We start from the raw sequence: 23276 nt of genomic DNA on the forward strand, positions 1-23276 counted from the left end.
ATGTTTAACGCAGAAACCCTGCTGGCGCCGATTTCGCCGGCCCAACCGTCGGGCGCCGACCTTTCCTTCTCCAGCGATTTCGACGCCATCGCACAGGCACGCCGTTTTGACGATCCCTCGCTGGAACAGGGCGAATGGGTGACGGAACTGAAGGAGGCCGACTGGTCCTTCGTGGTAGCGCGCTGCAGCGCCATCCTGGGCGAAAAGACCAAGGACTTGCGCGTGGCTGTCTGGCTGGCGGAAGCCGCCGCCAAGCAGCATCGCATGCAGGGCCTGGGCGAAGCATTCCGCCTGCTGGCGGGCCTGTGCCGCGAATTCTGGGACAGGGGCCTGTACCCGGAGCCGGACGGCGACGATATGGAACAACGCATCGGCAACCTGGCCTGGATCCTGGGCCGCACCCCAACCCTGCTGCGCGAAATGCCGCTGACCGAAGGCCAAGGTACGGCGTTTTCCGCGATTGACTTTGAGATGGCGCGCAAGCAGGCCAGCTTGCCCGAGCATGCGCGCAATTCGGACTGGCCCAAGCTGGCGGATATGGAAACGGCACGCTCGCGCAACTCGCCGCGCTTCCGCGAACAGTTCGCGACAGATGCGCGTTATTGCATGGATGCCTTGCGGGAGCTGGAACAGGCAGCTGACGAATGCCTGGGCAACGACAGCCCCGGGTTCGCCGCTGCGCGCGACGCAGTGCAGGCAATGATCGATGCCATGCCTTCGCATGCGGGGCTGCCGGCGACAGTCAGCGCGCCGCTTGGTGCGGCGCCTGCCGGCGAGCAGATCATCATTGCGCAGCCGATGAGTGCAGGCGTCCAGGCCGGCGGGCCAGTCAACTCCCGTGCCCAGGCGATTTCGCAATTGCGCGAGATCGCCAGCTTCTTCCGCCGTACGGAGCCGCACAGCCCTGTCTCCTACTTCGCCGACAAGGCTGCGGATGCGGGCGAGCAGGACTTGCATACCTGGCTGCGCAGCGTCGTGAAAGACGCCGGCTCCCTGCAGCATATCGAGGAGATGCTGGGCATCCCCCCGAACAATTAAATGACGCTGTAGCTGAAATTCCCCTGCTGGTCGGCCGCCACTTCGATGCGGCCGATCGCACTTCCCTCCGCCATCTTCGCCAGCACCGCTTCCGCAATCTCAGGCAGCAGCGTGCCATTCAGGATATTGTCCACATTGCGGGCGCCGGAATCGACTTCCGTGCAGCGCGCCAGGACGGCTTCCACCAGCGTGTCGTCGTAGTGAAAGGCCGCTTTGTGGTTGGCGGCTACACGCTGGCCGATGCGGTCCAGCTTCAGGGTGATGATACTGGCCAGGACATCGTCGCCCAGCGGGTAATACGGCACCACTTTCAGGCGGCCAAGGAAGGCAGGCTTGAAGGCTTTCACCAGCTGCGGGCGGATGGTCGCTTCCAGCTCCTCCGGGGTCGGCATCTCTTCCGCTTCCTTGTTCAGGCATGCTTGCATCATGGTGGACGAGCCTACATTCGACGTCAGGATGATGATGGTGTTGCGGAAGTCGATTTCGCGGCCTTCTGCGTCGTCCATCACGCCTTTATCGAAGACCTGGAAGAACAGTTCGAGCACGTCCGGGTGGGCTTTTTCCACTTCATCGAGCAGGACGACGCTGTATGGGTTGCGGCGCACGGCTTCAGTCAGCACGCCGCCTTCGCCGTAGCCAACGTAGCCTGGCGGCGAGCCTTTCAGGCCGGAGACGCTGTGCGCTTCCTGGTATTCGCTCATGTTGACGGTGACCATCTTGCGCTCGCCGCCATAGAGCGCGTCCGCCAAAGCCAGTGCGGTCTCGGTCTTGCCGATGCCGGATGGACCGACAAAGAGAAAAACGCCTTTTGGCTTGTTCGGGTCGTCCAGGTTGGCGCGCGAGGTGCGTACACGTTGGGCCACCGCCTCAATGGCGTGCGGCTGCCCGATGACTCGCTCTTCCAGCGCCGGGCGCAATTTCAGCACGGCCTGGATTTCGTCTTTGACCATTTTGCCGAGCGGGATACCGGTCCAGCCGGCGACGATTTCCGCCACGACGTTCCCGTCCACCTGCACCGGAACCATCGGCGCCTCGCCTTGCAGCGCGCGCAGCTCTTTCAGCAGCGCCTGGATGTCGTGCGCCTGGCTCGCAGCACCGCCGTCTTGCGCGGCCGATTCCGCCTCGACGCTGGCGCGGGCCTCGCCGATTTGGACGGCCAACGCCTTTTCCTGCTCCCAGCGCGCTTGCAGCGCCGCCAGCTCATCCTGCGCCGCGGCGCGACTGTCGGCCAATTCCTGCAAACGCTCTTCATGCGCACCGCCCGCCGCCAGTTCACGCTCCAGCGCGCCCGTTTCGGCCGCCATGCGCTCCAGGCGCCGCTGCAGCGATTCGATCAAAGCAGGCGTCGCGCTCTGGCCCAGCGCCACCTTGGCGCAAGCGGTATCAAGCACGCTGATCGCCTTGTCCGGCAGTTGGCGTCCCATGATGTAGCGATGCGACAGGCGCACAGCCTCGGTGATTGCTTCGTCGAAAATACGCACGTTGAAATGCCGCTCCATCAACGGCGACATGCCGCGCAGCATGGCGCAAGCCAGTTCCTCGCTCGGCTCTTCCACTTTGATGACCTGGAAGCGACGCGCCAGCGCCGCATCTTTTTCGAAATACTTTTTGTACTCGCCCCAGGTAGTAGCTGCGATGGTGCGCAGTTCGCCGCGCGCCAAGGCAGGTTTGAGCAGGTTGGCAGCATCATTCTGGCCGGCCTGGCCGCCAGCGCCAATCATGGTGTGCGCCTCGTCGATGAACAGGATGATCGGCGTTGGGCTGCGGCGCACTTCGTCGATCACATTTTTCAGGCGGTTCTCGAACTCGCCCTTCACGCTGGCGCCGGCTTGCAGCAGCCCCATGTCCAGCGTGTGGATCGCCACACCCTTCAGCACGTCCGGCACGTCGCCCTCCGCGATGCGCAGGGCCAGGCCCTCCACCACCGCAGTCTTGCCGACGCCAGCTTCGCCGGTCAGGATTGGATTGTTCTGGCGGCGGCGCATCAGGATATCGATGGCCTGGCGGATCTCGGCATCGCGGCCGATCACCGGATCAACCTTGCCGGCGCGTGCGCGTTCTGTCAGGTTGGTGGTGAACTGGTCCAGTGCAGGCGTCTTGCCAGCCGGTTGCCGCATCTCGCCGACCGGATCGCCGCCCAACGCGCCGTCGCCGCCCGCCGCCGCTGCCTGCGTGGCTGCCGCAGCTTCGGATTCCTCCGAATTAGCCGCCAGTTTGTCCAGGTGATGCTTGATGTCGTCCGCCTGGAAGCGATGGAACAACGGCGAGCTGCGGTAAGCCAGCTGCGACAGCTCAGCATCCGTCAACATCGCCTGCAGCAGGTGGCCGCTGCGGATAAACACTTGCTGCCCCGCCTGCAAGTCGAGCGAAGCAATCAGCCAGGCGTGTTCGAACAGTTTTGGCAGGCGCGCAGAAAAGACCGGCGTGCGCGCATTGCCACTGCGGAAGCGGGCAATCTCGGCCTGCAGGTCCGCCTGCAAGCGGCTGGTATCGACTTCGAAATGGCGCGCCAGCAGCACCATATCGCTGCGCGGATTTTCCAGCAGCGCGAGGAGCACGTGCTCCTGGTCCACCTCATACTGGCCCAGGCCGACGCAGATGCTCGCGGCACGGGTTGCCGCGTTGCGGCAGGTGTCGTTCAGTTTCCCGATCAGGGTCTTCAGGTTGATGCTCATCGAGCTTTCCTTATGCAGTTAATCCGTGAATGAAGTAGCGGACGTCGGTGCGGTCTTCCCCCGCACTGTCGCCCGGCATGAAACTGTCCCAGCCCAGGCGCGCACCGGCGCCGAGCGAAGCGCCGCCAACGTCCTCGGCGCGCAACACCAGGCAGATTTCGTATTCCAGCGATACGCCGGTGAACATCGTCAGCAGCTTGTCCAGCGCCAGCGCCGCACTGCCGCCAGGCAGGAAGGCGTCGAAATCGCTGCGCCGCAGCGGGCCGACCGTCAGGCGCATGCGAAGGTCACGCTGCCAAACGCGTGAACCGATCATGGCGGTGGCGCCCAACTGCGCCTGCTCGCCGCCCAGCATGGTCTGCTGCTGCGCAGGCACCTCGCACCAGCAACCGACAAACTGCGTTGCAACCATCGGCACGCGGAAGTATTCGCCCAGCACACGCGCCATGGTTGTCGCCGACGCTGGACGCTGGCGCAACGCGGTGGCGAAATAGGCCAGCGATTCGTCGCGCACGGCGCCCGAAGGTCCGCCCGACCCGCCGCCCCCCAGCCTTTGCATCAGCCCCTTGCTGCCAAGCCCGCCCAGAGCCAGCAGCAAAGGCAGGAAGCGGTCCTGGCCGTCCACCTGGTATTTCAGCTCAAGACGATATTTGCGCCACGCCTCGTAAAACAACGACAGCGAGCGCGTGGAAAAAGCGTCAAGGAAGGCACGCGGCCCCTCGTCCTTTTCGTACAGCTGGTGGGCAGCAATGGTCTCGGTGTAATGCGCCGGCAAGGCGCCGGCGCTACCCAGGAAGCCCATGAAATTTGGCGTCATGCGCAGGTAGCGCAATTGCTTGCCGTGCAGCGCTTCGGCCAGCGCAGGCGCCGTCGGGAGGATTTCGCGCGGCTCCGGGCGCAGCGAATCAAGCTGGCTGGCCGGGAAACGCAGCGTCAGCGAATTCTGGAAACGCATGAAGTTCGCAATGGCGCCTTCCTGCTCCACGCCATTACGCCGCAGCCATAGCTCCACCATTCGCACCGCCTGGAAGAACTGGAAGCGGAACGGCTCGGCGAACAGGCGCTCGATTACAGCAGGCTCAAATCGCCGCTTCGCGGTGTGCATCGCAGCAGCTCCTCCCCTGACTTCGCGGCCGCCACGACCAGTTGCGTAAAGCTGTTGGCATGCACGTACAGGCCAAGGAAGCGTTCGATCACCTGGGCGAAAGCATGGATGCCGCTGCCGACGAAAGCTTCCTCATCGACCGACAGCCGTACTTCCATGCCGCGTACGACGCAAGCAAACGGATTACCCGCCAGCCAGGCATTGGCCGGTTTGTACGCCACAGCCTCCAGTCCACGGATCTGGCGCTGGGTCGCGGCGGAACGCGGCAGGTCATACAACGCCAGCATTTCCTGGAACGCTTCCAGGCCGCCGCCGGACAGCGACAAATGGTTCAGCGACAGGTGCGACACCAGGCGCCAATGCGCGCCGTGCCCACGCTCGAATCGTTGCGACAGCGTGGGTTTGCGCAGGAATGCGATGCTGCGCACGCTGGAGCCGCCCTCCAGGAACAAGTCGCCACCGCGCATGCCGTAGGCAAGCGACGCCGGCAAATCACGGTTAGTGCAGGTCAGCTGCAGGCTCAGGGTGTCTGTTTCCACGGCAGCCGGATCGAAGTCGATGTCGACAATGGTGATCTCGGTTTCATAACCCGGGCTTTTCTGCGCCATCTGTTCATCGCGCCGCATCACCCAATAGTGGCCATGCTTTTCCGGCGTCTCACCGTGGCGCAGCGAGTAGAAGGGCCGGAATTCCACGATGGATTCACCCTGCGGCGTCTGTCGCACCATGCGCACCGCATCGATGGCATACACCTCGTAGGCATAGGCGCGGCGCGCATCGGCCAGTACGGGGTAGCTGGCAGCGGTATGTGTGATGCGGATCGGCTCCCCGCGCTGGCGGAACAGGTTGACCACGGGCGTGCAGCCAAGAAGCAGGTTGTTGGTCGACAGCGTGGACAGCATTCGCGCCGCATGGGTGTCTGGACGCAGGCCGGTCATGGCGATGTGCAGCGTCAGGCGCTTGCAACCCGTAGGCAACAACGCGCACAGGGCCGCCAGGTCGATGTCGAAGAAATTGAACTTCTCGGGGAAGCAGAAATATTCCGTCAGCAGGCGATAGGCCTGATGCGAACGCGCGGAAAAGTCGATCAGCGCATCGTCTTCCTCAAAGCCCGCGGCGGCTACGGGAATACGCGCCAGCGGCAGCCAGCGTCCATTGCCGTCGCACTCGACCCAGGCCTTGGCGCCGCGCATGAACAGCGCATCGCGCAAGGCGGCGCAGAACGAAGGCTCGCCGTCGATGAACACGCGCAGGCTGGATACACCCATCGCCGGTAAGCCGATCTGCTCGGACAACGAATCAATGGTGATCGCCAGGCCGGCGCCTGCGCCCGGCGGCAATTGCACAGACTCCGGCGCCGCCAATGCGGCCGTGAACGAGGCCTTACTCAGCTCCAGCGGCGCAATGGTCACGGGATAAGAGGTGCGGAATGTGCACGCGACCCCGTTGACAGGCCGCGTATTCAGCACCGTGCCGCGTGCGATCTCGCTGGCCGCCGTCAGCTGGGCCGCGGTGGCGGCGTAGTCCATGCGCGCGATCGAGCACGATGGAAACGGCCGCAGGTAATGCGGATAAAGCACTTCGAAAAGTGCTTCGGTAAATTCGGGGTAATCGTCGTCCAACCGCTTCGACACGCGCGAATTCAGCAGGGCGAAGGACTGGATCATGCGTTCGATATGCGGGTCTTCGCATACCTCGCCGCCAATCAGCAGGCGGCCGGCAATCTTAGGATAGCGCTCGGCAAACTCGCGCGCGTAGCGCCGCAGGAAACCCAGTTCGCGCTCGTAATACGGCAGTAACTCTTCCAAATCAAGCTCCCGGCACAGCGCGGCGTGCCTTGCTAATCGTGTAATGCAGGCTGGATGGCTGCAGCACCGCGTCGAAATTGACCGGTTCCTGTGCCGCATGCAGCACCAGCAGCGCCGTAATGGCGAAATTCAAGCGGTCGATGCCGCCCTCTTGCACTTCCAGCGAAGCCCGTACATTGCGCAGGCGCGGTTCATGCCTTGCGATGGCGCGCTCCAGGCCCTGGCAAATGGCAGCGCGGTCGTCCGGGCTCGCCAGCGACATGCCGGCGAAATCGTTCAGCCCATAGCTGACGATGGAACGGCCGCACTCCGGAAAACGCTTGAGCAAATGCTCAGGGATGACGGTACGGGTATTCAGCAGCGCTTCCAGGTCGCGCGCGACGGAATCTTTCATCTCGTCGAGCGACATCCTGTACACAGCCGCACTGCTACCGGCTTCGCCAGGCTGCAGCAGCCGGTCCATCAGGCCCGGCGCGAATCCCCTCACCGTCATCAAGTCCCCGCTTAAGCTACCTTGTTGGACGACAGGTCCCAGCCGCCGGAGGTGTTACCACCGGAGCCGCCGCCGACTTTCTGCTGGGTGTACTTCCACTTTACTTTGGAGTACTTCAGAGCCACGTCTTCGGCCAGGATGTCGCCTGGCTTGACTTCTGGAGCGACGCTGGAGATCAGCACGTTTTCCAGTTCGATTTCGAAGTACTTGACGCGGTCGCCCTGGCCGTCAGCGCGCATGAATTCCAGTTTTGCTTTCGGCAGGGTTTTGCCGGAGGAGCAATTCTGCAGCAGCAGTGGCGAGGCCAGGTCGGCCAGCTTGGAAACTACGATATCGCGGTGCTCAGTGCGTTCCGCGGTGTGGCCGCCGCCGGTCGATGCGGTGGCCGACTTAGGCTGCAGGACTTCCCACTGGACGGACTTGACTTCGATCCAATCCTTGTGGGTGGTATCGGTGGACTCGCCTTTGATACCATCAATTTGCAGGTAAACGTCGATTGCCATGGTGTTCCTTTCTGTTTCAGTGAAAAAAAAATAAAAATTAAGACTTGGTCGATTGCGGCAGCTCCGCGACCAAACGGAGTGAAACGGACAGCTCGTCGAGCTGGAAATGCGGACGCAGGAAGGACACGGCGCGGTACACGCCAGGACGGCCTGGCACCTCAGACACTTGAACGCTTGCTTCGCGCAGCGGGAACTGCGCTTTTTGCTCCTGGCTGGCGTTATCGTCCAACAGCACATACTGGGTCAGCCAGCGGTTCAGGTAATCCTCGACGTTCGAAGCAGCGGCGAAGCTGCCGATCTTGTCGCGCATCATGGCCTTCATGTAGTGGGCGATGCGGGACACGGCGAAGATGTACTGCAGCTGGGCCGACAGCACGGCGTTGGCATTGGCAGCATCGGTGTTGTACTTGCGCGCCTTCTGCGCGGACTGCGCGCCGAAGAAGGCGGCGTAGTCGGTGTTCTTGCAGTGCACCAGCGAGATGAAGCCAAGGTCGCTCAGCTCTTTCTCGCGGCGGTCGGTGATGGCGATTTCGGTCGGGCACTTCAGCGCCACTTCGCCTTCATCGGTCTTGAAGGTGTGGGTCGGCAGGTCTTCCACCAGGCCGCCGCCTTCCACGCCGCGGATCGCAGCGCACCAGCCGAAATCCTCGAAGGCGCGGGTCAGGCGCACGCCGAAAGCATAGGCTGCGTTGCACCACAGGTATTTGTGGTGGTCGGTGCCGTCCACATCTTCCACGAAGTTGAAGCCTTCCACCGTGGCGCCGTCGGCCGGGTTGAACGGCAGGCGGCCCAGGAAGCGCGGCAGGGTCAGGCCGACATAGCGCGAATCCTCGGACTCACGGAAGGACTTCCACTTGGCGTATTCCACGGTGTCGAATACTTTCGACAGGTCGCGCGGCTTGCCCAGGTCGGAGTAGGTCTCCAGGCCGAACAGCTCCGGCGACGCGGCGCTGATGAACGGCGCGTGGGCGGCTGCGGCCACGTGCGACATCTGCTCGACGAAATACATGTCTTCCGGCTGGCGGGTGAATTCGAAGTCGCCGATCAGGGCGCCGAATGGCGCACCGCCGAAGGTGCCGAATTCTTCTTCGTACACCTTGCGGAACATGGCGCTCTGGTCGAATTCCAGTGCGCCCTGGAAGTCCTTGACCAGCTCCTTTTTGGTTGCGTTCAGCAGCTTGATTTTCAGGCCGGTGCCGGTGGCGCTGTTCTTCACCAGGTAATTCAGGCCGGTCCAGCTGCTTTCCAGCTTCTGGAATTCCGGCGCATGCATGATCGAGGACAGCTGCGAAGAAATCAGGCGGTCCAGCTCCGCCACGCGGGCGTCGATGGTGGCGGCCAGGTTGTCCGACACCACCACGGTGCCGGCCATGACTTGCTGCGCCAGTTCGGAGATGATGTCCTTCGCACGTGCATGCTCGGTGGTCGACTTGGCGACCTTGCTTTGCTCGACGATCTGGTCGAGCAAATTGACTTCTGCGGTGGCCAGCGCACCGCCGGCGTTCAGTTGTGCCGACATTTCATTCTCCTTTTTCTGGCTTCTGGCCCAATTCGGCCAGTTTCTCGGTGCTGCGCAGCACGTCGTTCAGCAGGTCTTCCAGCTTGTCGTTGCCGGCCAGCTTGTTGCGCAGGTCGGCCAGCTTGTTGCGCGCTTCCAGCAGTTGGCGCAGCGGTTCCACCTGCTGCACCACCGACTCAGGACGGAAGTCCGACATAGCCTTGAATTTCAGGTCGACGCCGAACTGGCCTTCGCCACCCAGCTCATTCGGCACGCGGAAGGTGGCGCGCGGTTCCACGCCTTTCAGCACTTCGTCGAAGTTATCGCGGTCGATGTTGACGAACTTGCGTTCCTTCAGGCGCTTCTGCTCCACCTCCGAATTGCCGCCGAAATCGCCGACGACACCCATCACAAAGGGCAGCTCCTTGTTTTCGACCGCATCGCCGATCTCCACGTCATAGGTCATCTGGACCCGCGGCGGACGGATTTTCTGCAGGCGCTTCTGGACGCTTTCGCTCTTGGACATGGCTTCTCCTTGTTTGAACTAGTGGGTTATTTCAGGGCGCCGAAAGGATCGGCGCTTGGGGTGGATGCCTTAGCTGCTGCAGGTGCAGCAGAAGCGGCAGGCTTGCGTGCTGCGGCGGTACGCACTGGCTTGGCCGGCTTTTCAGCGGCAGCCGGTACCAGCACGGTCTCGCCCAGGCTCTCGCGCAGCAGCTTGGCCAGGTCTTGCGATTCGGTGCGGATGGAGCCGGACAGGTTGTTCTGTCGGCTCAGGTCTGCCAGCGCGCGGGTCGACAGACGCAGGCCGGAAATGGCGATGATGCTGTTGGCCAGCTGGTCGGACGGATCGCGCACCAGGATCTCCTGTGCGCTCACGATAGCTTCGCCATACTGCCCTGCGTCATAACGGGACTGGGCGATGTTCACCCACGGCTGTTTGTCGGCCGGATAGACCTGCGCAGTTTCCTTCCACAGCGTAATGGCCTGTTCTTGCTTGCCTGCGGCCTTGGCTTCGCTGGCCTTGGCCAGCAAGTCTTCCAGCTTCGGCTTGGCCGGCACCGCGGCCACCTTGGGAGCGCTCATGGTGGAGCAAGCGGACAACGAAGCAGCGAATGCTGCGACGCACAAAATACGGGAGATAACAGTGATTTTCTTCATAACTAACCTCGTAGGACGGACAAATAGCTTTTTTACAATAGTTGCATCCGACGAACGTTAGCAGAAAAAAAATATTACCCCCGCACAATTGAATCTCTCCAAAATTCACACCCCCGCGCACGATTGAGCCTTTAAGTACAAGGTTTTTTCGGAAGTGTTATTGTTCTGGCACTTACCAGAAAACAATTATCAGAAGGATCAGAGATGGCCAGCAAGGTGTTATGGGGCGAGGGATTGTTCCTGCGCCCTCAGCATTTCCAGCAGCAAGACCGCTACCATGAGCATCGTGTGCATCGCAGCGTAAAAGCCGTGCATCCGTACGCATGGGGCGTAGACCGGCTGGCGATCGATATGGAGGCGCTGGCGCATAACACCCTGCGCCTGCTCGAACTTTCACTGGTATTGCCGGATGGGGAATTGGTCGAAGCGCCGGGCAGCGACAACCTGCCGGAGGCGATCGACCTTGGCCAGCTGGCACAATCGCAGCACAGCGTGACGTGGTATGCCGCCCTGCCCGTGTTCAAACATTTCGGCGGCAATTTCGCGCAGGCCGGCCAGCCGGTCAACGGCGCCCGCTTCGCCCAGGCGAATGTCGACACACCCGACCTGTACACGCAAGCCGCGCAAGCAGAACTGGCCTACCTGAAAAAAACCCTGCGCCTGGTGTCCGACGCCGAGCCGCGCGAAGGCTATGTGTGCTTGCCGCTGCTGCGCCTGCGCCGCCTGTCAACCGGCGGCTTCGAACTCGATCCGGCTTTCGTGCCGCCCAGCCTGACCATCCGCAGCGCACAGCCCTTGTTCCTGCAGTTGCGCCGCCTGCTCGATGCGCTGCAGGCCAAGGTCAATGCGCTGTATGGCCACCACCGCGAGCCAAGCCGCAACGTGATCGAATTCCGCAGCGGCGATATGTCGACCTTCTGGCTGCTGCATACCGCAAGCACGGCGTTCGCTTCGCTGTCGCACTACTACCATAACCCTGAGCTGCATCCGGAACGCCTGTACGAACAGCTGCTGTCTCTGGCCGGCGCGCTGATGACGTATTCGCGCAGCTGGTCGCTGTCCGACCTGCCGCCGTACCGCCACGACGATCCCGGCCCGTCCTTCACTCAGCTGTACATGATCGTACGCGAGCTGCTCGACACCGTGATTTCGTCGCGCTACTTCGCCATCGCACTGTCGCAGCCAAAGCCGGCCCACCACCGCGGCATGCTCGATTCCGGCAAGATCAGCGAAGCCACCACCTTCTACCTGGCCGTCGGCGCCGACATGCCGGCCGTCGAACTGGTGGACGTGGTGCCGCTGCGTTTCAAGGTCGGCGCGCCGGACGACGTGGAAAAACTCGTGCTGTCCGCCATGCCGGGCGTACGCCTGGCGCACGCGCCGCAAGTACCGGCAGCCGTGCCGGTACGTCCCGACACTTGCTACTTCACGCTGGACGCCAAAGGCCCGCTGTACGAACGCATGCTGCAGGCCCAGTCCATCGAAATCTACGCGCCGTCCGGCATGCGCGAATTGCGACTCGAATTGATTGCTGTGAACTCCTGAACTAGAGCAGAACATGAATACCATCGCCCCGCCTTCCCTGATTGCCGAAACGGCCTCCGCTCCCGCCAGCAATGCCACCCTGCTGGATCTGATGTACGACGGCTTCTACGCCCTTTTCATGCTGAAGAACGGCAGCGCCCCGCAAGACCATACCGAATTCCAGTCGCGCATGACGCGCTTCCTCGACGACTTCGGCCGCAACGCGCGCAAGAAAGGCGCATCGGCCGACGACATCGACGCATCGAAGTACGCCTTCTGCGCCGCAGTGGACGAGATCATCCTGCGCTCCCATTTCTCGATCCGCGACGCCTGGGAAATGAGGCCGCTGCAACTGACGCTGTTCGGCGACCAGTTGGCCGGCGAAAACTTCTTCAACCGCCTGGACGCACTGCGCACGCGCAGCAGCGAACACATTGAAGCGCTCGAGGTGTTCCATATGTGCCTGCTGCTTGGCTTCCAGGGCCGCTACATTCTGGAAGGTTCGGAAAAACTGGGCTACCTCACCAGCCGCCTGGGCGACGAAATCGCCCATATGAAAGGCCGCCGTCCAGGCTTCGCACCGCACGCCGAACGTCCGGACCAGGTCATGCACAAGCTGCGCAGCGACCTTCCGCTGTGGGTGCTCTGCTCCGTATTCGCGCTGATTTCCGCACTGGCCTATATCGGCCTGCGCACCTCGCTGTCCCACCATACCGAGCAGCAGGTAAGCGCCTATAACGACGTTGTGCGCATGGCGCCGCGCCAGGCCAATATCACCATCACACTGCCGTGATGCGCACGTTGTTCGGCACTGGCCTAAGCCAGCATGGCCGCCTGTTGACGCTCTCCAGCGCCCAGGAGTCCGGCCTGCCGGAAAGCCTGATGGCAGAGCGCTTCGTTGGCCGCGAAGGCGTCAATGAGCTGTTCCGCTTCGACGTCGATGCGCTCAGCACCTCCAGCAGCCTTGAGCTGGGCAAGTTCATCGGCGAAGAACTCACGATCCGCCTGCTTCAGCCAGACGGCAGCATGCGCTCGTGGCATGGCCTGTGCACGCAAGCGAGCTGGCTTGGCGCCGACGGCGGCGTTGCGCGCTACCGCCTGCGCCTGGAACCTGCCCTGGCCCTGCTGCGCCTGCGCCGCGACAACTACATCTTCCAGGAAAAGTCCGCGCACGACATTGCACAGGAATTGCTGGCCGATTATCCGCAAGTGCGGCTCGATTTCGACACCACGCAGGAACTCGCGCCGCGCGCCACCTGCACGCAGTACCGCGAAAGCGACTTCGACTTCCTGTGCCGCATTTTGGCCTCAGAAGGCTTGAACTGGCGCTTCGAGCATGACCAGGAGGAGCTGGCAACGCCGGACGGCCACGCGCGCCACCGCGTCGTGATCTTCGACAGCCAGGCCAGACGACCCGCAGTACAAGCGCTGCGCTTCCACGGCGTACGCGCGACGGAACGCGACGACGCCATCGACCAGTTCTCCGCCCGCCGCGCAATTTCCGCCAACGCCGTCAGCATCGCCAGCTGGGACCCGGCACAAGTGGCCGCGCCGGCCGCCGAACACGCCAGTAACCTTAATGCCGGCGAGCTGCCGTCCATGTCCATCTACGACGGCAGCGAGGAGCGCTGCTACACAGAAAACGGCGCTGCAGATAGCCATGGCCTGCTGATGCTGCAAGCGGCAGAACTGGCGAACAAACAATTCACCGGCGAAGGCTCCGCACGCCGACTGGCTGCCGGAAGCAATTTCGCGCTGACCGGGCATGAACGTTTTGATGGCGACGAATTCACTGCACTGTGGGTCGAACATGAAGCCCGCAACAACTTCACGCCATCGCTGAAGGCCGGCCCCGGCGTCGCACCCGGCACTTACCGCAACCGCTTCGCCTGCGTGCGCGCCGCAGTCCCGCTTGTGCCGCCCGCCGCAGCTTTACGCGTGCGAGGCGCAGCACTCGGCGCACAGACCGCCCTGGTAGTCGGCCTGCCCGAGGCGGCCAACACCACGCAACGCGGCCAGCAAATCCGCATCCAGTTCCCCTGGCAGCGCGGCGCGGGCGCCAATCCCGGCGGCATCCAGCACGACACCGAGGCCGGAGGCAACGCGCCCGGCGACGACAGCTCCGGCACCTGGGTGCGCGTGGCGGAAGCACTGGCCGGACCGAACTTCGGCAGCCAGTTCACGCCGCGCATCGGCACCGAAGTGCTGGTGGACTTTATCGAAGGCGATATCGACCGCCCCATCGTGGTGTCCCAGCTTTACACCGGCAGCGATATGCCGCCCTTCTCCGCCGGCGTCAACTCAGGCGCCAATCACGCTGGCGTGATCTCCGGCATGCATAGCCACGGCCTGGATGGCGGCGGCTACAACCAATGGGTGCTAGACGACACCAGCCAGCAACTGCGCATGCGTCTCGCCAGCAGCACCGCCGCCAGCCAGCTGAACCTGGGCCACATCGTGCAACAGGCGCCCGACTCCGCCATGCGTGGCGCGCATCGCGGCACCGGTTTCGAACTGCGCACCGATGCCTGGGCCGTACTGCGATCCGGCGAAGGCCTGCTGCTGACAACCAGCCGGCGCGGCGCACAAGGCAGCGGCATCACTTCCACGCAGCTCGAAGCCGACGACGCGGTGGAACGCCTGCGTGCCGGCCAGAAGCTGGCCGAAGGGCTGGCTAAGCCTGCCGAACAGCAGCATGCCCTGTACAGCGCCGACGCCATCAAGGCCCAGCAAGACCTGCTTAAACAGCTCGACCCGAAACAGGACGGCAAGTACGACAGCGTCGTCAACGGCCATGCAGCCCAACGCAGCAAGTCCGGCGCACGCGAACTCGAATCAGCCAAGCCCGTCGAACGCTTCGGCAACGCCATCGCCCTGATCGACAGCGTGGACAGCATCAACCTCGCCACGCCAGCCTCCACCCTCCTATTCGCAGGCGAACAATTGCACTGGACCAGCGGCTCGGACTTGCACCTGACAGCCGGCGCAAGCTACTCCAGCGTCGCCTCCAATGCCGCGACACTGTTCACGCGCGAAGGCGGCATCAAGGCCATCGCCGGCAACGGCGACGTCACGCTGCAAGCCAATACCGGCGAGCTGGAAATCCTGGCGGACAAGGAAGTGGTGGTCCTGTCGGTCAACGACGGCATCGAGATCAAGGCCAGTAAAAAAATCGTCTTGCACGCTGGCCAATCCTCGATTGTGCTCGAGGGCGGCAATATCACCTTCGCCTGTCCAGGCAACTTCACGGTGAAATCGGCCAAGCACGAATTCCAAGGAGGCGCGTCGAAGCCAGCTCTGTTGCCGGGGCTCCCGACCAAGCTCTCTAAATTTGCGCCAGTAGAGCCGGATAAGCCAGGCCCACACGAAATTACGATTCTGGGCTTCAGTGCCGAAGGTGAAGCATTAAATGACGCCTGCGTAACCTTTTACGACCCGAAGAACGGTTCAATTTTCCATAAGAATTCAATTGATGGTTCTGGTAAAGCGCCGGTCTTCGCTCAATCCGAAAGCAAGGCGTTCTTAGCGCTCGTCGGCTATGAAGGCTGGTCAGCTCAATTTGAGGAGATCAAGGGCGACGAGGAAAGTGAAGAAGAATCCTTTGATCCGGGCGAACTGGACGAAGATCGCAACACAGAGCATCTGTAGAAAGATTTTAAATGCGACAATATTTGGTTAAGCCACACGACACATTATGGAAAATTGCACGCAAAAAAAGCACTACCGTTGAAGCAATTGCGGTCCTAAACAAACTCAAAGGCAGGCAAATCCATTCACTGAAAGTAGACCAATTACTTTATCTACCGGATGACTCAGATAGCCAACCGGACAGCAAAGTAACACTGCATTTCCGCGGTCTGGACTTTAAGTCGATCACTCCGAAAAAAGTAAGAGCCGCGTATGACGGACGAGATCATTTTTATGATTTGCCATCAAACCACAACATCCTGCTCTTTATTGAAGACCATGCACGAGGTCTCAAGGTTTGGATTGAAGGTCTTGATAAATCGATGGAACTGGTGCTTGAACGAGACGTCCTCCCACTTGGCAATTGGAACGTCAACGTAGACTCACGCAGAGCAAAAACTGATGGCAGCTTGCAACCGAAAAAGGGGACGCAAAGCACCTCGACCGCGAGTGTCAAAGACAGTACCACCCACAATGCGCAGGTGACCAATGGGAACACCGCTGTAGAGGGCGCGCGTGTAGAAGGCGGGCAGCCCGTACAAGCACTCGCAACGATATTTACAGGTAAAAATCTTCGCCTGAGCGCCGGGAATGAAAAATATCGCCAATATCTGATTTCTTCTGCCGAGAGGCATGGGCTGACGCCACAAGCTCTGGCCGCTTTAGTCGATGCGGAAGCGGGAAAGATCGCAGGGGTTTGGGATGAGAATTCGAATAAGGGTCATCCTAAAAGGGCCCAAGGCCTCGCACAGTTCTTTCCGCCAGCGTGGGCCGACGTTTTCAACTATTCGAAGTCCCTTCTCCATCAAGACTGCCAAAAGCTGAGTGAAAGCGCTCGCTTAAATAAGCGTTACGAAGCCAAATACGCGATCGATGGCGCAGCAAGTTACGCAATCCTTAACTTGCGAAATTTCGGAAAGCTAACAAAGTACGCTATAGACAGCTTGCCTGCCGAAGAAAAGGCCAAACTCGCCTATTTCCTGCACCACGAAGGTGTCGGTGGCGCACTGTGGTTTGTTGGAAAGGCAGACCCTCCGTCCAAAAGGCAGGCTCGAGAAAAACTTTTGGGTCAGCTTAACGACGACGACAAAAGGGTTGAAAAACTGATCGCACAATATGGGGGCAACCCTATCGATGCTTACAAGGGCTGGCTATTTACGTACGTTGACTCAAAAATCAATATCAGCAATTTCGTCGTTAAGGACCAGCAGTCATTTACCTCACCAGCGAAGGGCTGTGGGGATATTCTCTCTTCACTTTCGGCAAACGGGGCTGCACCGGCAGTGCAACCAAAGCCAACTGCAAAGCCCAGCCCCCAACCGAGTCCTCAAGCCAAAACTGAAGTGCCAGAGCCTAAAGCCCAAGCTGAAACTGCGAAGCCAACAGAGGCTATCGCTCCTGCGGGGAATGCGAACGGCCACTGGCATGATCCCCTTGGCATTTGTACGCTTCGTTCAGCAGGGTTATCCGGAAAAACCGGGGCGACCTTTGGAATGGTACGAAAAAATGGGACAAAAGCACATCAAGGAATCGACTTGATTGCAGTACCAGGAACTCCCATTTATGCTGTCGCCGATGGTACCGTGCACACTGCAAAGGCAAAGAATCCGGAATATGCGTATGGCGACACGTTGATCTTAGAAGTATCAATCAATGATTTACCGCCGTCTCAGGCCGAGTACTTCCGCAAGATTAATCCCAAAGGCAACACCATTGGCTTTTTCTATGCCCATCTTAGCGATATGCCGAAAGAAAAAACTTCGATCGTTGTCGCCGGTCAGATGATTGGAAAGACAGGCGACTCCGGCAATGCCAAGGGCATGAACACTATTGAAAAAGGAGCGCATTTGCATTTTGAAGTCCGTCTTGACGCGATGAAACTCGCGACTGGCCTGAACAATCGCGCAAATCCTTTACCATTTATTCAAAATTGTACTAACCGATAGCCTCAGAATGATGAAAACACTTTTAGCCGTCTGTCTTCTTGTCGCAACGACGAGCCATGCCCGCGCATCGGATGATCCTAAGTCGAAGCCACGGTGCACCAGCACCCCTTGTGCCAACACGCTCACTGGTGAAGACCCTGGCGAAATCGCGCAGCGACATGCCGATGAACTTAACGCTACGATACGAGCCAGCGACGACGACCGAAAGCGATGGTCTCGTTTTGTGCTTTACGCGGACTCGACAGCGCCAGAGGATCTCAAGCTCGAAATACATAAGAAGAGTGGGCTGGCGATAGAACTCTCCCCGACTAAGGGAGACTTAAAATTCAGCCGCCCAGGATTAACCCAGACCTTTCATATTGCAGCACCTAGAAAAAGTGCAAACGATCCCTGCCCTGAATATGATTTGAAGGTCATGGACGCCTCGGCTGATCATGCTGTCATCAGAAAAACTTGCCCGATTTTCGAATACCGACCGGGAAGAAAGTATCGTGGCTACGAATATTATTTGTATGATCAAAAAAGTGCGACGATGCAGCAAATTTGGGCTGCGTCCGCCATGGAAAATGTCCAGCAACTGCTGCTACCAAAACCCGAGCCAGTAGTCGCGAAGACTCCAGATGGATTCAGTTTTAAATGGAAGAGCGAAACGCCAGGATCAACCGGAGCAGGAACTACCTATAACAACGTATACGCGCGCGTTCGAGCAAAAAATGGTGAGCTCTTACTCTCATGCAGAGATCTTTCCGCTCCGAAAGGTGAAGAAGCGGGTGGAACTTGTGAAGGCGGGGTGCTTCCACTAATCAAGTAGAGATTCGGAATCGGCGACCGCGTGAATCGCTGGACTGCCACGAGCAAAGTAGACATTCCTGATCTGATTTGAATCGCCATGTGATCCGAAGTTCAAAATACGAACTGATATTGCATGCGAATCTGGGAAGGCTCCTCCGCGAACAGGCGTCTATGTCGCCGGAGGCATGCCAGAAGCGGCGCTGCAATTTGCAGTTGCGGGTGATGGTGGATTCAGATTAAAGGAAACAAGCACATTTAGCGCGATCGGCAAGGAAGCTCTGGACTGGGTCGGACGGCAAAAGCTTTGGTTCGATGAGGTAGCAATGCTCGACTTCGCCACCAAGTCAAAGCAAGCTTCCCCCTTTGCGAAGTGGATCGGCATCTCCGGCGTTTTGGACGCCGAATTAGCCCCGCAAGGAGCTTGCACTGATTCGCAAAACTTGTCCGAAGTTCGAGTACAAGCCGGGGCGTTCCTTCAAATCGTATGACCACTATCTATATGACCGCGGTGTATTACCACTCGTGCCGAATTAAGACGTATCTCTCATTGTGGCAGGCGTAATGTCCTGCCATACATTCAATTCCAGATGAAGAACTCACTCATTACAATCCTGGCGGTTGCATCGCTGAATGCCCCCCTAGCGCATGCCCTCTCCCAAGGAATCAATAAATGGGACACGCCTAACGGAAAGCTGATTCTCGTGCTTGGAACTTACCAGGATGAGATCAAATACCGCCGTAACTATACTTTCTACTTCCAGCATGGAGCGTCGGATGATTGGCATCAGGTGCCAATCATGAATCAGAAAGGGATTCCAAGTATCGGATGGGACAGTGCCTCCCACGGTGAAATTACGCTCGCAGATGGCATTGTCGTACAGCGGGTAGATGGCGTGTACTTTGTGACTGCTAGCAAGCGGGCAGACAAAGGCAGTTATTATGACCCGGGAGACGTGACGGTCACTTGGTATAAATTGCTGGATGCCGGCGACAACGACCACGATGGCGCCGCGCAGCAGTTCTCCCCTATCTCAACCCGTATCGTTCACGCCGTCCCAAACGGTGTGACCGAGATTATTACGAAAGAATCTAAGCTTCCGCTGGCACAAAAACAGTCCGCGGATATTCTAAGGTTTGAGAAAATTACGCCATTGGGTAAAGTCGTCAGCGTGCAGCGCATAGTCGGAAAGGCCGACGAGAAGATCCTGGTCTTGACCGAGACGCCGACAAAATCCGCCAGCGGCCGCGTCGAGAGAATTAATCTAAACGCGACCTATTACGCCAAGGCGGGCCAGCAGTGGAAACGCGACTGGGCTATCAATGATTTCGTCAACTGCCCTGGTCTGGACAGCAAAGCATCATTCTTCCCAAATGCCACCACAATCACCGACATTGACGACGACGGCAACCCGGAAATCACCGTTGCCTATCAGTTGTTTTGCGGCGGCGGCGTTGATCCGTCAACGGTGAAGGTGATCCTTCGTCAAGGCGAAACCAAATACGCGATCAGAGGTGAATCCCTGATCCGCCTGCCGGGCCAGGCTCCGATCGGCGGGAGTCGGACTCCAGATCCAGCTTTACAGCAACCGACAAACGCGCGCTTCCTCATGCATCTTGAATCGGTATGGAATGAAGTCTACGTTGAAAAACGCTAGCATCCTGATGTTTCTCTCGGCGTGCGTATCGTCGCACGCCGCAACGCCCGCCATTGACGTTCTGCTAGGTGAATACAATCTCACATCGTCTTCCACCGCGCCAGTAAGTAACTGGGTTTATAGCAAAGCGCATGTCTCCGTCAGGAAGCTGGACGACCGGCATCTCGTGATTCTGTTCGCCTGCGAGTGGAAGCGCGAGCCCAAGGCGGCTTGCGACGACTATTACTTCGCGCAGTGGCGTGACGGCGGCCTTTATTTGCAGGATATGAATACGGACGCCCTGCGTATCTATTTCGATCCAGCCACGCGCGCATTGACCTTGATTTCCCGCGCTGTCAATGCGACGGCAAGTGTGCGGCGCGATGTATTTTCCCCAGTCAGCAGTGCGCCCGAAGACGCGGCACTTGCACGGCGTCTTAAGCGATCTGAAAAGAACTACGTTCATCCGGAGGCCATGCGCGTCTTCGGGCCATACAGTAAATGGAAGTACGAAAACAATCGCATTGAGTTCCAAAACGCTACACCTTGATGTAGATTTTCCTTTTGTCCAGCCAATAGCCAACCAGCCACGTGGCGAACAAGAACAGAAGTGCAAATTCCAGGGAGGCCGCTTTCGGGCTACCGATTGGCTCCAGCGTGGCGGCAAGCGGGCCATAGGCGCCAGCCTTATCAAGCACGATCACCGCGATTTGCGAAAGCATGTAAATGAACAAGGTGTTCTTTCCGAATACCTCGAAAAAGTACGTCCACCGGCGAACGCCGCGCATTTCGATGATCCACGCCAGAGTCGCCAGCACAAGCAGCGCGAAACCGGTTGCAAGCAGAACATAACTGCCCGTCCAGAGTTTCTTGTTAATCGGGAGAAGCGGCGCCCAGCAGAGCGCCAGCACGACAAGTGCGGCACCTGCGGCTACCAGCACACTTAAGCTGCGCATAGTTGCGCCATGTTCGCGCAGATACCGGCCCGCGAAATATCCAGCAATCACGTTCACGGTGGCGGGCAAGGTGCCGAGCAAGCCTTCCGGATCGAAGGGAATGCCCTCACCTTTGTACAGGTGTCCCGGCCCGAATACCCAGAGATCTACCGCGCGGCCTGCGTTGCCTTCCAGGCTGAAGTCGCCGAAGAGTGCCAGCACCAGCCAGTGCCCCGCCAGTGCGGCAACGCTGAACACGAGCGCGCCGCGCTCGCCCAGGTAGTGCAGAACAATTGCCGCGATGCCGAAGCACAGGCCAATCCTTTGCAGCACGCCGGGCAGGCGCACCTCGCTGAGCGGTCCGCCAAGCTTTGGCAGCAGACAGAGTAGCAGGCCGAGGCCGATAATAATTGCGCTGCGCTTGCCGATCTTGACAAGGGCGGCACGTCCTCCCATGCCTTCGTACCGCGGCAGCGTGAAGGCCAGCGCATTGCCGACCACGAACAGGAAGCTTGGGAAGACCCAGTCGGTGAGCGTGAAGCCATGCCATGGCGCGTGCAGGAGCGGCGCGTAGACGTGGCTCCAGTTGCCGGGCGTGTTCACGATGATCATCAGTGCGACAGTCAGCCCGCGCAGCACGTCAAGCGATGGATAGCGGCCAGCCGGAGCTGTCATCGGCCAGCCCCGCCTTGTGCTCTCATCGCCCGATGATAGGCCGCTGCGGGCACGCCAGGCATCGTACTGCAATTGCCATCGGCGCCCGTGACCGGCTGGCTGCACGGCTTGTCCCGGTCCAGCGACCAGAAATGCAGCCCTGCCATGCCAAGGTCTCGTACAGCTTGCGCGGTGGCCTCCGCGTCAGCCAGCGTGAAGACATTTTCCACCACATCATTCACGCCAACCATCGGCGTCAGTGCAATCTGCGACAGCGGCAGCTTGTACTTGCGTTCGACGTTGCGCGCCGCCTGGATAGCGGAGGATCCCATATCGCACCGGCCGTCGCGCAGCACGCAGGCGGACGCGCTGGCAGGCCCGTAATCCATCGCCATCAAATTCAACACGAAGTCGCGAACGCCTTGGCGACGCAGGGCCGCCAGCACAGTCTCGCCGGTTTTGTTCAGGCTATGATTGCTGCCATCCGATGCTGCGTGCGTCGCAACTGTAAAGCTGTAGCGCAGCTTGGGATACTTGCGCTGTGCATAGCGCACGCGCTTGATCAGCGACTCAATCTGCGCAAGGCTTTGTTCAGCCTCGATGTCGAAATCAAAGCCCACCAGCCGTGGCGACATATAGCGCGCTACAAAGCGCTCCATGCCCGCATCGCTGGAACAGGTGAACACCCCGCCCTGCCCGCCCGTCGAAATAATGTAGTCAGTCGCGGCGCTGGCGACATTCTCGTCGGCCACCGCCTGCCCCGGCACCTTGCCCGGCCAGGTCTCTTCCCCGCATTCGCCGTTTGCGAAAGCCCAGCTCAGTACAGTGCCCGCAGCGAACGGTTCGCCATCGGGCGCCACGGTGCTGGCGCGCGGAACGGCGCCGCCTAGCGCCAGGCCGAAAAACTGGTATGGGCCAAAAGCCGCGCGCGGCGCTGCCCCGGCCACATTAGCGACGAGCCCCAGGCAGGCCATCGCGATCAAACGTTTCATAAATTATTCCCCATAGCGGCCAGCGCCAGCACGGAAGCCTTGTCCAGCCCCGGCGCAGCCGGTGCATTCCACCAATAATTGACCATCACATTGAACACCCCGATCGACTCCACGTGGTGCCACCAGAATGAGGGAAGGTACAGCGCGTCGCCAGGCTCCAGTTCAATCACGATCGCATGCCGCATCGCCTCGAGGAAGCGCGGAAAGCGCTGAAAGTCGGGGGCACGGAAATCCACCAGGCTGATAGGCGTCGGCGTCGGCGCAAAGTCCAGCGGCCCGATATACAAATTGCTCGCCTGGTCCGGCGGGAACAGCGTAAAGCGCCGGCGGCCGCTCACGACGCAAGCCAGGTTATGCGACTCATCGAAATGCGCGGGCGTCACCACTTCGTTGCCTAGCCAAAGGCGCGGTTTCACGGTGGCATCCAGCACCGGCTGCGGATTGGCGGCAGCAAATCCAGGCAGGCACTCCTCCAGCAAGGCGCTCTGCATCGCCACCGACGGCGCGCTCTCGAACTGCGAATAGCGCGCCACCTGTTCGATTACCTGCGACACTGTGCGCTTGCTGCGTACGAAATTGAAGGCTTGCATATCCGGCGTGTAGAACAGACGCCCGCGCGCTTCCGGAGGCATCATTACAGCGTCACAAGCGCCACCGCGATCAAAGTGCATCAGGTAGTCGCACAGCGACTCCGGCCCCTGCTGCGAAGCACGCACCGCCGGCCATTCGCGCACCAGGCCGCGCAGGACCGCCGGCATCTGCCGAGCTACAATCTCTTGCTGGAAGCGCTCTGCATCCATCTCCATCCCCTCATGAAAAAACCCCGCCGTA

At 60.2% G+C, this 23276-nt stretch carries 20 protein-coding genes; 9 read left to right on the forward strand and 11 right to left on the reverse strand.

Annotation, left to right across the window (positions count from 1 at the left end; all coding sequences use genetic code 11):
• Positions 1-1038, forward strand: coding sequence for a type VI secretion system protein TssA (gene tssA, locus AC1RTP_RS13135; protein ID WP_498608075.1), 1038 nt, complete (start codon positions 1-3; stop codon positions 1036-1038).
• On the opposite strand, the gene tssH is transcribed toward tssA, so the two are convergent.
• Genes tssH through AC1RTP_RS13175 form a run of 8 tightly spaced genes read right to left on the reverse strand, consistent with a single transcriptional unit; the run spans position 1035 to position 10281 of the window.
• A complete protein-coding gene (gene tssH, locus AC1RTP_RS13140) occupies positions 1035-3713 on the reverse strand; it encodes a type VI secretion system ATPase TssH (protein ID WP_498608076.1) in 2679 nt (892 codons plus the stop codon). The two genes, tssA and tssH, sit on opposite strands and share 4 nt — an antisense overlap.
• Positions 3714-3723: 10 nt before the next feature.
• Positions 3724-4818: a type VI secretion system baseplate subunit TssG gene (tssG, locus tag AC1RTP_RS13145; RefSeq protein WP_498608077.1), complete on the reverse strand. Its 1095-nt coding sequence runs from the start codon at positions 4816-4818 to the stop codon at positions 3724-3726.
• Positions 4782-6626: a type VI secretion system baseplate subunit TssF gene (tssF, locus tag AC1RTP_RS13150; RefSeq protein ID WP_498608078.1), complete on the reverse strand. Its 1845-nt coding sequence runs from the start codon at positions 6624-6626 to the stop codon at positions 4782-4784. The genes tssG and tssF overlap by 37 nt, the downstream gene beginning before the upstream one ends.
• A 1-nt stretch (position 6627) precedes the next feature.
• A complete protein-coding gene (tssE, locus tag AC1RTP_RS13155; protein WP_498608373.1) occupies positions 6628-7113 on the reverse strand; it encodes a type VI secretion system baseplate subunit TssE in 486 nt (161 codons plus the stop codon).
• Between the two features lie 17 nt (positions 7114-7130).
• The gene (locus tag AC1RTP_RS13160) at positions 7131-7622 is read right to left on the reverse strand and encodes an Hcp family type VI secretion system effector (protein ID WP_498608079.1); all 492 of its coding nucleotides are present in this window, start codon (positions 7620-7622) and stop codon (positions 7131-7133) included.
• Between the two features lie 37 nt (positions 7623-7659).
• Positions 7660-9141 carry a type VI secretion system contractile sheath large subunit gene (gene tssC / locus AC1RTP_RS13165; protein WP_498608080.1) on the reverse strand — a complete coding sequence of 494 codons (1482 nt, stop codon included), beginning with the start codon at positions 9139-9141 and terminating at the stop codon, positions 7660-7662.
• A gap of 1 nt (position 9142) precedes the next feature.
• Positions 9143-9646 (reverse strand): type VI secretion system contractile sheath small subunit, encoded by a 504-nt coding sequence (gene tssB, locus AC1RTP_RS13170; protein ID WP_498608081.1) that lies wholly within the window; start codon positions 9644-9646, stop codon positions 9143-9145.
• 26 nt (positions 9647-9672) lie between these two features.
• Positions 9673-10281: an outer membrane protein assembly factor BamD gene (locus tag AC1RTP_RS13175; RefSeq protein WP_498608082.1), complete on the reverse strand. Its 609-nt coding sequence runs from the start codon at positions 10279-10281 to the stop codon at positions 9673-9675.
• 204 nt (positions 10282-10485) lie between these two features.
• Here AC1RTP_RS13175 and tssK point away from each other — a divergent pair, with 204 nt between their 5' ends.
• The 8 genes from tssK (at position 10486) to AC1RTP_RS13215 (ending at position 20414) form a co-directional block, all read left to right on the forward strand.
• Complete coding sequence (gene tssK / locus AC1RTP_RS13180; protein WP_498608083.1) at positions 10486-11826, forward strand: type VI secretion system baseplate subunit TssK; 1341 nt, start codon at positions 10486-10488, stop codon at positions 11824-11826.
• A gap of 13 nt (positions 11827-11839) precedes the next feature.
• Positions 11840-12598 carry a type IVB secretion system protein IcmH/DotU gene (gene icmH, locus AC1RTP_RS13185; protein WP_498608084.1) on the forward strand — a complete coding sequence of 253 codons (759 nt, stop codon included), beginning with the start codon at positions 11840-11842 and terminating at the stop codon, positions 12596-12598.
• Positions 12598-15453, forward strand: a complete 2856-nt coding sequence (locus AC1RTP_RS13190) for a type VI secretion system Vgr family protein (protein ID WP_498608085.1) — start codon at positions 12598-12600, stop codon at positions 15451-15453. The genes icmH and AC1RTP_RS13190 overlap by 1 nt, the downstream gene beginning before the upstream one ends.
• Before the next feature lie 11 nt (positions 15454-15464).
• Positions 15465-17438, forward strand: a complete 1974-nt coding sequence (locus tag AC1RTP_RS13195) for a peptidoglycan DD-metalloendopeptidase family protein (protein ID WP_498608086.1) — start codon at positions 15465-15467, stop codon at positions 17436-17438.
• Positions 17439-17445: 7 nt separating this feature from the next.
• Positions 17446-18249 carry a hypothetical protein gene (locus tag AC1RTP_RS13200; RefSeq protein ID WP_498608087.1) on the forward strand — a complete coding sequence of 268 codons (804 nt, stop codon included), beginning with the start codon at positions 17446-17448 and terminating at the stop codon, positions 18247-18249.
• A gap of 166 nt (positions 18250-18415) precedes the next feature.
• Entirely contained in the window at positions 18416-18718 is a 303-nt protein-coding gene (locus tag AC1RTP_RS13205; RefSeq protein WP_498608088.1) for a hypothetical protein, read from the forward strand.
• A 99-nt stretch (positions 18719-18817) separates the two neighbouring features.
• Complete coding sequence (locus AC1RTP_RS13210) at positions 18818-19885, forward strand: M949_RS01915 family surface polysaccharide biosynthesis protein (RefSeq protein WP_498608089.1); 1068 nt, start codon at positions 18818-18820, stop codon at positions 19883-19885.
• Positions 19872-20414: a hypothetical protein gene (locus AC1RTP_RS13215; RefSeq protein WP_498608090.1), complete on the forward strand. Its 543-nt coding sequence runs from the start codon at positions 19872-19874 to the stop codon at positions 20412-20414. The genes AC1RTP_RS13210 and AC1RTP_RS13215 overlap by 14 nt, the downstream gene beginning before the upstream one ends.
• On the opposite strand, the gene AC1RTP_RS13220 is transcribed toward AC1RTP_RS13215, so the two are convergent.
• Genes AC1RTP_RS13220 through AC1RTP_RS13230 form a run of 3 tightly spaced genes read right to left on the reverse strand, consistent with a single transcriptional unit; the run spans position 20404 to position 23245 of the window.
• Entirely contained in the window at positions 20404-21474 is a 1071-nt protein-coding gene (locus AC1RTP_RS13220) for an acyltransferase family protein (protein WP_498608091.1), read from the reverse strand. The two genes, AC1RTP_RS13215 and AC1RTP_RS13220, sit on opposite strands and share 11 nt — an antisense overlap.
• Entirely contained in the window at positions 21471-22445 is a 975-nt protein-coding gene (locus AC1RTP_RS13225; protein WP_498608092.1) for a glycoside hydrolase family 18 protein, read from the reverse strand. Before AC1RTP_RS13225 ends, AC1RTP_RS13220 begins: the two co-directional genes overlap by 4 nt.
• Positions 22442-23245: a cupin-like domain-containing protein gene (locus tag AC1RTP_RS13230; RefSeq protein ID WP_498608093.1), complete on the reverse strand. Its 804-nt coding sequence runs from the start codon at positions 23243-23245 to the stop codon at positions 22442-22444. The genes AC1RTP_RS13225 and AC1RTP_RS13230 overlap by 4 nt, the downstream gene beginning before the upstream one ends.
• Positions 23246-23276 lie beyond the last annotated feature (31 nt).

This window comes from Pseudoduganella sp. GW821-FHT11H04 (genome assembly GCF_058807935.1).